General features: G+C 72.2%; 13 protein-coding genes. 7 read left to right on the top strand and 6 right to left on the bottom strand.

Features of this window, described 5'->3' with window-relative positions; translation table 11 throughout:
- Window positions 1-783, bottom strand: a 783-nt coding sequence (locus AC1DUE_RS11545) for a biotin/lipoyl-containing protein (protein ID WP_477039558.1), incomplete at its 3' end; no start/stop codon positions are given.
- Between the two features lie 30 nt (window positions 784-813).
- The gene (gene lpdA / locus AC1DUE_RS11540) at window positions 814-2,199 is read right to left on the bottom strand and encodes a dihydrolipoyl dehydrogenase (RefSeq protein WP_477039557.1); all 1,386 of its coding nucleotides are present in this window, start codon (window positions 2,197-2,199) and stop codon (window positions 814-816) included.
- A 187-nt stretch (window positions 2,200-2,386) separates the two neighbouring features.
- On the opposite strand from lpdA, the gene AC1DUE_RS11535 reads away from it, so the two are divergent.
- Window positions 2,387-2,731 carry an oxidoreductase gene (locus AC1DUE_RS11535; protein ID WP_477039556.1) on the top strand — a complete coding sequence of 115 codons (345 nt, stop codon included), beginning with the start codon at window positions 2,387-2,389 and terminating at the stop codon, window positions 2,729-2,731.
- On the opposite strand, the gene AC1DUE_RS11530 is transcribed toward AC1DUE_RS11535, so the two are convergent.
- The gene (locus AC1DUE_RS11530) at window positions 2,728-3,279 is read right to left on the bottom strand and encodes a TetR/AcrR family transcriptional regulator (protein ID WP_477039555.1); all 552 of its coding nucleotides are present in this window, start codon (window positions 3,277-3,279) and stop codon (window positions 2,728-2,730) included. The genes AC1DUE_RS11535 and AC1DUE_RS11530 overlap by 4 nt on opposite strands.
- A 95-nt stretch (window positions 3,280-3,374) precedes the next feature.
- Here AC1DUE_RS11530 and AC1DUE_RS11525 point away from each other — a divergent pair, with 95 nt between their 5' ends.
- Window positions 3,375-3,800 (top strand): hypothetical protein, encoded by a 426-nt coding sequence (locus AC1DUE_RS11525; protein ID WP_477039554.1) that lies wholly within the window; start codon window positions 3,375-3,377, stop codon window positions 3,798-3,800.
- On the opposite strand, the gene AC1DUE_RS11520 is transcribed toward AC1DUE_RS11525, so the two are convergent.
- Window positions 3,797-5,269 (bottom strand): leucyl aminopeptidase, encoded by a 1,473-nt coding sequence (locus tag AC1DUE_RS11520; protein WP_477039553.1) that lies wholly within the window; start codon window positions 5,267-5,269, stop codon window positions 3,797-3,799. The two genes, AC1DUE_RS11525 and AC1DUE_RS11520, sit on opposite strands and share 4 nt — an antisense overlap.
- A 40-nt stretch (window positions 5,270-5,309) precedes the next feature.
- Here AC1DUE_RS11520 and AC1DUE_RS11515 point away from each other — a divergent pair, with 40 nt between their 5' ends.
- From AC1DUE_RS11515 to AC1DUE_RS11500, 4 genes are read left to right on the top strand one after another with little or no spacing between them, the layout of a single operon-like run.
- On the top strand, window positions 5,310-5,669 hold the full coding sequence (locus AC1DUE_RS11515; protein WP_477039552.1) for a hypothetical protein: 360 nt from the start codon (window positions 5,310-5,312) through the stop codon (window positions 5,667-5,669).
- Window positions 5,666-6,064, top strand: coding sequence for a hypothetical protein (locus AC1DUE_RS11510; RefSeq protein WP_477039551.1), 399 nt, complete (start codon window positions 5,666-5,668; stop codon window positions 6,062-6,064). Before AC1DUE_RS11515 ends, AC1DUE_RS11510 begins: the two co-directional genes overlap by 4 nt.
- A gap of 10 nt (window positions 6,065-6,074) precedes the next feature.
- On the top strand, window positions 6,075-7,139 hold the full coding sequence (locus AC1DUE_RS11505; RefSeq protein WP_477039550.1) for a quinone-dependent dihydroorotate dehydrogenase: 1,065 nt from the start codon (window positions 6,075-6,077) through the stop codon (window positions 7,137-7,139).
- Entirely contained in the window at window positions 7,139-7,351 is a 213-nt protein-coding gene (locus tag AC1DUE_RS11500) for a hypothetical protein (RefSeq protein WP_477039566.1), read from the top strand. Before AC1DUE_RS11505 ends, AC1DUE_RS11500 begins: the two co-directional genes overlap by 1 nt.
- On the opposite strand, the gene yczR is transcribed toward AC1DUE_RS11500, so the two are convergent.
- On the bottom strand, window positions 7,348-8,808 hold the full coding sequence (gene yczR / locus AC1DUE_RS11495) for a MocR-like transcription factor YczR (protein ID WP_477039549.1): 1,461 nt from the start codon (window positions 8,806-8,808) through the stop codon (window positions 7,348-7,350). The two genes, AC1DUE_RS11500 and yczR, sit on opposite strands and share 4 nt — an antisense overlap.
- A gap of 197 nt (window positions 8,809-9,005) precedes the next feature.
- Here yczR and AC1DUE_RS11490 point away from each other — a divergent pair, with 197 nt between their 5' ends.
- Window positions 9,006-9,497 carry a YczE/YyaS/YitT family protein gene (locus AC1DUE_RS11490; protein WP_477039548.1) on the top strand — a complete coding sequence of 164 codons (492 nt, stop codon included), beginning with the start codon at window positions 9,006-9,008 and terminating at the stop codon, window positions 9,495-9,497.
- 1 nt (window position 9,498) lies between these two features.
- Here the strand turns inward: AC1DUE_RS11490 and AC1DUE_RS11485 are convergent, their stop codons facing one another.
- Window positions 9,499-10,509: an aldo/keto reductase family protein gene (locus AC1DUE_RS11485; protein ID WP_477039547.1), complete on the bottom strand. Its 1,011-nt coding sequence runs from the start codon at window positions 10,507-10,509 to the stop codon at window positions 9,499-9,501.
- Between the last annotated feature and the right edge of the window lies 1 nt (window position 10,510).

The following is a 10,510-nucleotide window of genomic DNA, read 5'->3' as shown; positions in this document are numbered from 1 at the left end:
CTCCTGCTCCGCCGACGGCTCGGGCGCGGTCTGCGGCTCGGGAGCAGGCTCGGCGGCGACCGGCTCGGCCGGAGCCGGCGCGGCGGCAGGAGCCGAGGCAGCGGCCGGTGCCGAGGCGCCCGACCCGATCACGGCCAGGACGGCGCCGACCTCGACGGTCTCGTCCTCCTGGACCAGGATCTGCTGCAGCGTGCCCGCGAACGGCGACGGGATCTCGGTGTCGACCTTGTCCGTGGAGATCTCGAGCAGGGGCTCGTCGACCTCGACGGTGTCGCCGACGCTCTTGAGCCAGCGCGTGACGGTGCCCTCGGTGACGGACTCACCGAGCGCGGGGAGCGTCACGTTCTCGCCGACACCGCCGGACTCGGCCGGAGCCGCCGCGGCGGGCTCCTCGTGCTCTTCGACGGACTCCTCGGCGGGGGCCGCCTCGGCGGCGGGCTCCTCGGCGGGCGCCGCCTCGGCCGGAGCGTCCTGGGCAGGGGCGTCCTGCGCGGGGGCCTCGGCCTCGGCGGGCGCCGACGAACCCTCGTCGGAACCCGAGCCGGAGCCCGAACCGATGACGGCCAGCGTGGCGCCGACCTCGACGGTCTCGTCCTCCTGGACCAGGATCTGCTCGAGCACGCCGGCGAACGGCGACGGGATCTCGGTGTCGACCTTGTCGGTCGAGATCTCGAGCAGCGGCTCGTCGACCTCCACCGTGTCGCCGACGTTCTTCAGCCAGCGAGTGACGGTCCCTTCGGTGACGGACTCACCGAGGGCGGGCAGCTGCACGTTGTCGGACATGACCGCTCGTGTCTCCTTCGAATCGTGTGGTCAGTTGTGGGCGTGCAGCGGCTTGCCGGCGAGGGCGAGGTGCGCCTCTCCGAGCGCCTCGTTCTGCGTCGGGTGTGCGTGCACGAGCGACGCGACGTCCTCCGGGTAGGCCTCCCAGTTCACGATGAGCTGGCCCTCCCCGATGAGCTCGCCGACGCGCGCACCGATCATGTGGATGCCGACGACCGGGCCGTCCTTCTGGCGCACGAGCTTCACGAAGCCCTGCGTGCCCAGGATCTGGCTCTTGCCGTTGCCACCGAGGTTGTACTCGAGCGACTCGACGTTGTCGGCACCGTGGACCTCCTTGGCGCGCGCCTCCGTCAGGCCCACCGAGGCGACCTCGGGGTCGGAGTACGTCACGCGCGGGATGCCCGACTCGACGATCGTCGCGGGGTTGAGCCCGGCGATCTCCTCGGCCACGAAGATGCCCTGCGCGAATCCGCGGTGGGCCAGCTGCAGGCCGGGGACGATGTCGCCGACGGCGTAGATGTTGCCGACGCCGGTGTGGAGGCGGTCGTTGGTGATGACGAAGCCGCGGTCGAGCGTGATGCCCTGGTCCTCGTAGCCGAGGCCCGAGGTGCGCGGTCCGCGACCGACGGCGACGAGCAGCAGGTCGGCGTCGAACGTCTTGCCGTCCTCCAGCGAGACGTGCACGCCGTTGTCGTCCTGGGTGACACCGGCGAACCGGACGCCCAGGTTGAAGTTGATGCCGCGCTTGCGGAACTGGCGCTCGAACGCCTTGGACAGGGCCTCGTCCTCGTTGGCGACGAGGTGGGGGAGCGCCTCGATGATCGTGACGTCGGCCCCGAAGGACTTCCAGACGGACGCGAACTCGGAGCCGATGACACCGCCGCCGAGCACGATCACGGACTTGGGCACCCAGTCGAGCTGCAGGGCCTGGTCGGACGTGATGACGCGGCCGCCGATCTCGAGGCCGGGCAGCGTGCGGGCGTAGGAGCCCGTGCCGAGGATGATGTGCTCGCCGGTGATGCGCTCACCGTTGACCTCGACCGTGTCCTTGGCGACGAGCTTGCCGTAGCCCTCGAACACGGTGATCTTGCGGGACTTGATGAGTCCCTGCAGGCCCTTGTACAGGCGGCTGATCACGGTCGCCTTGTACTCGTTGACGCCCGCCATGTCGATCTTCTCGAGCGTGGTGTGCACGCCGTAGTGGGCGCCCTCTCGGGCGTGGTCGGCCAGCTCGGCCGCGTGCAGCAGGGCCTTGGTGGGGATGCACCCCACGTGCAGGCAGGTCCCGCCGACCTTGTCGGCCTCGACAAGTGCGACGGACTTCCCGAGCTGGGCTGCTCGGAGGGCAGCCGCGTAGCCGCCGCTGCCTCCGCCCAGGACGACGATGTCGAAAGCGGTGCCGGTGGTGTCGGCCACGTGCAGACTCCTCATTACGCAGACTTTGTGGTCTCGAGCTCGCCGACCATCTTGTCATCCCCGCAGGTCCGGAACGACCCGGACGCCCGACGCGCTTCTGTGACACTCAGAACATTCGTCCCATGACCATTGTTTCGTCTCGTGCATCACAGGGATCGCACGGCTCCGGAATGTACCCTCACGAGGCATGGGCCTGTTCTCGCGCCGGAAGCATCCGGCCGCCAACGACGCACCGACCGACAAGTCGGCGCGCGACGCCACGGTCGCGCACCTCAAGGAGTTCATCCTGACGCGTGTCGGCGTCGAGGCCTACGTCGAGCCGCGCACCAACTCGACACCCACCACGGTGATGCTCGTCGCGACGGACGGGGAGTGGACCCGCCGGCGCGTGCCCGACGGTGAGGCCGCGGCCCAGATCGCGCGCGAGATGAACATCCCGATCTACGACGTCCAGCGCACGGGGTACCCGCAGCGCGTGCGCGACTACAACTCGCGGCAGCGCATCACGAAGAAGCGCGCCAGCGGGCTCTAGCCCGGCAGGATCCGCAGCAGCTGGTCCGCGACGAGCTCGAACGGCTCCATCGACTGCTCGGCCCGGCTGACCACGACGGCCCCCTCGGACGCCGCGACGAGGGTCGCCGCGAAGCCCGCCGCCTCGTCGGGACCCATCCCGCCGTCCACGAACAGGTCCGCGAGCCGCGTGCGCCAGGACCGGAAGACCGTGGCGGCGTGCTCGAGCAGCTCGGGCGACCCGGCGGAGACCGTGACCGCGAGCACCGCGCAGCCCGCGCGCAGCCCGGAGCGGGTGAGCACGGCGCGCCAGAGCCCGAGGAACGACTCCGTGACCTCCTGCGGCGTGCGTCCCGCCCACTGGTCGACGGCTTCGAGCGCGCGGGCGCCGGCGAGGTCGACGGCCGCCGCGAGCAGCTGGTCCTTGCCGTCGGGGAAGTGGTGGTAGATCGAGCCGCGGGGCGCGCCGGTCAGCTCGAGCACGTCGGCGAACGAGGTGCCCTGGGTGCCCTGGGTCGCGAGGAGCCGCACGGCGCCGTCGACCATCCGCGCTTTCGTCTCGCCTGCCACCCGTCGCTCCCTTGACTATGACGAACTGCATAACTTACGTTCTATGTACATCATCATAGTCTGTCGTCATCGTTCTTCGGAAAGAGGAGCCAGCCATGCCCATGATCGACGTCTACGTCCCCGACGACCTCGTCCCCGCGGACGCGGACCAGAAGCTGGCCACCGACCTGACCCTGGCCGTCCTGCGGGCCGAGGGGCACCGCGAAGAGGTCATCGGCCCGTTCTTCACCGAGAACACCGCCGCGTTCGTGCACCGGCTGCCGCAGGTCACCACGGCCGCGAACCCGACGGCCCGTGCGGTGCGCATCCAGGTGATCACGCCGCCCGACTCGCTCGACCGCGAGGGCCAGCGCGAGCTGACCCGCGAGGCCACCCGGATCGTGACGGACCTCGTCGGGGAGGGCGTCCAGACCTGGGTGGTCCTCACGGAGGCGGCCGAGGGCGGCTGGGGCCTGTTCGGCACGGCGTTCGGCAAGCCGGAGTTCGCCGCGCTGGCCGCGCGAGCCGCCCAGGGGTCCTAGACCTGCGGTGCCCGGCCCTCGATGAGGGCCAGCAGCGTGCGCACGCCCACGCCGGTGCCGCCGACCGGGGTGTAGCCGTGGGCAGTGCGCTCGTTGAACGCGGGTCCGGCGATGTCGAGGTGCGCCCACGGCGTCTGACCGACGAACTCCTGCAGGAAGATCCCGGCCGTGAGCATCCCGCCGAACCGGTCGCTGATGTTCGCGATGTCGGCGACCTTCGACTTCAGACCGGGACGCAGGTCGGCGGGCAGCGGCATCGGCCAGAACTGCTCGCCCGACGCGCCCGCCGCGGCGACGACCTCGGCACGCACGTCGTCGGTGCCCATGACCGCGGACATCCGGTTGCCGAGCGCGATCATCTGCGCACCGGTCAGGGTCGCGATGTCGATGACGACGTCGGGCTTCTCGGCGACGGCCTCGACGAGACCGTCGGCCATGACGAGGCGACCCTCGGCGTCGGTGTTCAGCACCTCGACGGTCTTGCCGCCGCGGATCGTGATGACGTCGGACGGCCGCTGGGCGGTCCCTGACGGCATGTTCTCGGCGAGGCACAGCCACCCGGTGACCGCGACGGGCAGCTCGAGCCTGGCGGCCGCGACGACGATGTTCAGCACGGCGGCCGCACCGGCCATGTCGGACTTCATCGCCTCCATGCCCGCCGCGGGCTTGATGGAGATGCCGCCGGAGTCGAACGTGATGCCCTTGCCGACGAGCGCGACCTTGCCCTTGGCGCGCGACGGCGAGTAGGCGACCTTGACCAGACGCGGGCCGCGCGACGAGCCCTGTCCGACGCCGGTCAGGCCGCCGTAGCCGCCCGCGAGGAGCGCCTTGTCGTCGATCACGGTGACGCGCAGGCCCTTCGCGCCGGACTCCTTGACGGCGGACTTGGCCAGGTCGGCGAACGCGGCCGGGTAGAGGTCGTTCGGTGCGGTGTTCACCAGGTCACGGGTGCCGTGCACGGCCGCGGCGACCACCGAGGCGCGCTCGAGGGCGGCCTTGGCGGCGCGGTCGCGGGCGTGCTTGGTGACGATCTGGATCGTCGAGACCGGCACCTTCGACTCGTGGTAGCGCGTGAACGCGTAGGCGCCGAGCAGGGCGCCCTCGGCGATGGCCGCCACGTCGGCCGTCTCGTCGGCCGGCAGGGCCAGGGCGACGCTCGCGGTCCCGGCCAGCTCACGGGTGGCCGCACCGGCCGCACGACGCAGGGTCTCGGGCGTCAGGGGGCCCGAGCCGACGCCGGTGAGCACCAGCACGGACGCCGACAGGCCGGTGCCGGGCAGCCGGCGGACCTCGTCGGCGGCACCGGTGATGCCGAGGGCGGACGCCGAGGACGCGAGGAGCGTGCGCAGCTCCTTGGGCAGCCGGTCCGCCCCCAGGACGACGGGCGCGTCGTCCTGCTGGGCGACGGCGACCACGAGGGCGTCGACGGTGAGGCGGGCAGGGTCCTGGGAGGTCAGCGTCACGGTCACCGTCCGACTATAGGTCGGAGCGCCGGTACGGTGGGGCACCGTGATCGTCGCCCTCGCGCTGCTCGTCGTCGCCCTGTGCGTTGCGCTCGGCGGCTGGGCCCTGTGGTTCGTCGTCCGCGACCGCGCCGTGGTCCTGCGTCAGCTCTGGGGCGGCGCGGTGGTCGAGGCCGTGCTGGTCGTGCAGGCGCTCGTCGCGGGCGTCTTGGCGGCCACGGGGTCGCCGGACGTCGACGGCGTGCTCCTGTGGGGCTACGTCCTGACGCAGGCGCTGATCCTGCCGATCGCCGCGGCCTGGGCGTTCGCGGAGCGCACGCGCTGGAGCTCCGTGGTGCTCCTGGTGGCCGCACTGACCGTCGCATTCCTGGAGTACCGACTCCTGCAGATCTGGGGGACCGTGTGACCACCCGTTCGACCGCCAGCGGGCCGGGGCGCCTGCTCGTCGCCGTGTACGGCATCCTCGCGCTCGCCGCGACCGCCCGCGGCCTCTACCAGGTGACCACCAAGCTCGACGAGGCACCGCTCGCGTACCTGCTCTCGCTCGCCGCGGGCCTCGTCTACGTCGTCGCGACCATCGCCCTGGCCAAGGACCGGCGCACGCTCGCCTGGTGGGCGGTGAGCATCGAGCTCGTCGGCGTCCTGACCGTGGGCGTCCTGTCGCTCGCGGACGTCGGCGAGTTCCCCGACGAGACGGTCTGGTCGGCGTTCGGGCAGGGCTACGGCTACATCCCGCTGGTCCTGCCGTTCCTCGGCCTGCTGTGGCTGTGGCGCACCGGCCGCCCCGCCCGCACCGCCTAGGGTTGAGCGCGTGTACCGCCTGCTCTTCGACCTCGTCTTCCGCCGCATGGACCCCGAGCGCGCGCACGAGGTCGCGTTCGGCGTGATCCGCGGCGTCGCGCGCGTCCCGCTGCTGCGCGGGCTCGTCGCCCGGGTCTTCGCGTCGCCCGCGTCGGGGGAGGTGCGGGTGTTCGGACGCCGGTTCCCGTCCCGGTTCGGGCTGGCCGCCGGCTTCGACAAGAACGCGGTCGGGGTCGCCGGCCTGACGATGATCGGCTTCGGGTTCGTCGAGGTGGGCACCGTGACCGCCCGCGCGCAGCCCGGCAACGAGCCGCCACGGCTGTGGCGCGTCCTGGACCAGCGCGCGCTGCGCAACCGGATGGGCTTCAACAACGAGGGCTCCGCCGACGTCGCCGCGCGCCTGCGCCGGCTGCGCGCGACCCCGGCGGGTCGTCGCCTCGTCGTCGGCGTGAACATCGGCAAGACCAAGGTCACCCCGGCGGAGCAGGCTCCGGTCGACTACGCGACGAGCGCCGGCCGGCTCGCGCCCTACGCGGACTACCTCGTGGTCAACGTCTCGTCGCCGAACACCCCGGGTCTGCGGGACCTGCAGTCGGTCGAGGCTCTGCGCCCGATCCTCGAGGCCACCCGGGTCGCGGCCGACGAGGCCACGGCCAAGGCCGGCAAGCCCGCGGTCCCGCTGCTGGTGAAGATCGCCCCCGACCTGTCCGACGAGGACGTCGACGCGGTCGCGGAGCTCGCCGCCGAGCTCGGGCTGGAGGGGATCGTCGCGGTCAACACCACGATCGCGCACGACCTCGGACCGGGCGGCCTGTCCGGTCCGCCGGTGCTCGCGCGCGGGCTGGACGTCGTCGCCCGGCTGCGCAGCCGGCTCGGCCCGGACGCCGTGATCATCGGCGTCGGGGGGATCACGACCCCCGCGGACGCGCGCGAGTACGTCGCCGTCGGAGCCACCCTGGTGCAGGGGTACACGGGACTGATCTACGAGGGCCCGTTCTGGCCGTCGCGCATCACGCGCGCGCTCGGCGCCGACCAGGCGCTCCGCTCGCCCGCGCAGCGCAAGGCGGTCGCGTGATGGTCCTGCGACCGCAGTGGGAGTGGCGCTTCGACGGCGCAGACGCGGAGGCCGTGAGCAACCCCGTGAGCCCCGTGTTCACCACCCAGTACGACGCCGAGCAGTGGCTCGGCGAGCACTGGCGCACGCTCGCCGCGCAGGGTGTGCACGCGGTCCGGCTGCTGCACGAGGGCACGCAGGCGACCCCGACGCTGACGCTGCCCTACACCTAGACCATCGCGTGCACGCGCGCCGGTCCGGTCGACGGCTCGGTGATGCCGAGGCTCGCCCACGCGTCCGCCAGCGCCGCGACCCCGCGGCGCATCTGGTCGGGGGACGTGGTGAACGGCACCCTCAGGTTCTGCTCGAAGCTGCCGTCCGCGCCGAAGGCGGTCCCGGGAACGACGCGGACGCCGTGCCGGACGGAGATCGCGGCCAGCGCGCTGGACACGGGCGCCCCCAGGTCGACCCACAGCGACAGGCCGCCGCGCGGGAGCTCGAAGCGCCAGGACGGCAGGCGGTCCAGCAGCAGGCCGGCCAGCAGGTCACGGTGCTCGCGCAGCACGACGCGACGGCGGTCCAGCAGGTCCGCGGGCCGGGAGAGCAGCTCGGTGACCACCAGCTGCTCGAGCAGCGGCGTGCCGATGTCGACGCTCGCGCGGGCGGACGCGAGGCGGGCCACCAGGTCGGGGTGGCCGCGGACCCAGCCGACGCGCAGGCCGCCCCAGAAGGACTTGGACGCCGACCCGATCGAGACGACGAACGCCGAACCGGTCCCGTCGCCGGCGAACGAGGACGGCGCCGGTCCGTCCAGCGTCAGCTCCGTCATGACCTCGTCGCCCACCACGGTCGTGCGGTAGCGACGCGCCAGGGCGCGCACGGCGGCGCGCTCGTCGTCGTCGAGCGACGTCCCGGTGGGGTTGCGGTGGTCGGGGATCAGGTACACCAGCCGCGGCGCGACCTGGCGGATGGTCGACTCGAGCAGGTCGATGTCCAGCCCGCGCTCGCCGGACGGGACGGGCACCGGGCGAGCACCGGCACCGCGCACCACGTCGATGGCGTGCGGGTAGGTGGGGTGCTCGACGACGACGCGGTCGCCGGGGCCGGCGTGCGCGTGCACGAGGAGGTGGATGGCCTGCTGGCCACCCGTCGTCACCAGGATCTGGTCGGGGGTCGTGGGGGTGCCGCGGCGGGAGTACCAGGCGGCGACCGCCTCGCGCAGGACGGGCAGGCCGAGCGGTGCGTATCCCGTCCCCGTCAGGTGCCGGGGGAGGGCGTCGAGGGCGGCGAGGTAGGCGCCGTGCAGGACCGAGGGGGCCGACGGCGCCGCCATGGACAGGTCGACCACGGCGGGTTCGTCGTCGTGCGGCTCGGCAAAGGACGTGCGTGCGCCGCGGCCGCTCGGCAGGGTGGTCACCGTGCCCGAGCCGCGCCGGCTGACCAGGTAGCCCTCGTCGCGCAGCAGGTCGTAGGTGGAGGTGGTCGTGGTGCGGGACACCCCCGTCGCGTCGGCCAGCTCGCGTTCGCTGGGCAGCCGCGTGCTCAGCGGCACCGAGCCCGACAGGATCGCGGCGCGCAGGGCGTCGGCCAGCGCCGCGTAGGCAGGACCGGGACGTTGCCAGGCGCCGAGCACGGACTGCAGCCGTTGCCCGCTGATGCGGCGGTCCGCCGGGAGGTCACTGATGGTCATGAAGCCACTATTCCAGAAGTGGCTATGTTCCGAAAGGCCACATGTAAACCAGGCTTGCTTACCATGAGCATGTGGCTATCGATAGTTCTGGCAGTCCTGGTGACGACGACCCTCGTGGTGGCCGTGGCCCGCGTCGTCCGCCGCGACGGCCTGGGCCACCGACCGCCGCCCGCCTCGCGCTACGACTGGACGGCGGAGTGACCCGCCGCGCGACCCAGCTCGTGCTCGGGCTCGTCCTCTACGCACTCTCGATCGCGATGGTCGTGCACGCCGGTCTGGGCTCGATGCCGTGGGACGTGCTCACGCAGGGCATCGTCAAGCACACGGGCCTGTCGTTCGGGATGGTGACGCTGCTGACCGGCCTCGTCGTGCTCGCGTGCTGGATCCCGCTGCGGCAGCGCCCGGGCGTCGGCACCGTGGCCAACGTCGCCGTGATCAGCCTGCTCGTCGACCCGTTCTTCCGCATGCACGGGCTCATGACGGGCCTCGTCGCGCGGACGGGGTGGTCGATCCGGCTGGTCCGGACCGGCATCGAGGTCACGGTGATCAGCGCCGGCTGGATCCTCGGCGGGACGTTCGGGCCGGCGACGGTGCTGTACGCGCTGGCCATCGGCCCGCTCGTGCACGTGTTCCTGCCGCGGTTCACCGTGACGGCCCCCGTGCCGGAGCCGGAGGCCGTCACGGTGTAGCTCAGCGGGGTCCGGGCGCGTTCCGTGCCGTCTCGGCGGGGTCGGAGACGACCGAGTCGCCGAGGATCGTGTCGATCCGCGCGAGCAGCTCGGCGGGGATGACCACGCCGGACGCCTTGACGTTCTCGGTCACCTGCTCGGGCCGGGAGGCGCCGATGATCGCGGCGGCGACGTTCTGGTTCTGCAGCACCCACGCGACGGCGAGCTGTGCGAGGGAGAGGCCGAGCTCGTCGGCGATCGGTCGCAGGTCCTGCACGCGCTGCAGGACGTCGGGCCGCTCGAGGAAGCGTCCGATGAACCGTGCGCCGCCCTTCTCGTCGGTCGCGCGCGAGCCGGCCGGGACGGGCTGGCCGGGCAGGTACTTGCCGGTGAGCACGCCCTGCGCGACGGGCGACCAGACGATCTGCGACACCCCGAGCTCGGTCGACGTGGGGACGATCTCGCCCTCGATGACCCGCCAGAGCGCCGAGTACTGCGGCTGGTTCGAGATCAGGTGGATGCCGAGGTCCTGGGCGAGGGCGTGGCCGGCGCGGATCTGGTCCGCGGTCCACTCGCTGACGCCGATGTAGAGCGCCTTGCCGGAGCGCACCACGTCGGCGAACGCCTGCATCGTCTCCTCGAGCGGCGTGGACTCGTCGTAACGGTGCGCCTGGTAGAGGTCGACGTAGTCGGTCTGCAGGCGCTCCAGCGAACCGTCGATCGACTCGAGGATGTGCTTGCGGGACAGGCCGGAGTCGTTGGCGCCGCCGGGGCCGGTCGGCCAGTAGACCTTGGTGAAGATCTCGAGGCTTGCGCGGCGCTCGCCCTTCAGCGCCTCGCCGAGGACGGTCTCGGCCTTGGTGTTCGCGTAGACGTCAGCGGTGTCGAACGACGTGATCCCGGCGTCGAGCGCGGCGCGGACGCAGGCCTTCGCGGTGTCGTTCTCCACCTGCGAGCCGTGCGTGAGCCAGTTGCCGTAGGTGATCTCGGTGATCTTGAGGCCGGAGCGGCCGAGGTAGCGGTAGGAAACCATC

It is taken from the genome of Cellulomonas sp. P4_A2, from assembly GCF_056402515.1.
Note: the sequence above shows the minus strand (reverse complement) of the source record. Positions and strands in the feature narration are given on the sequence as shown.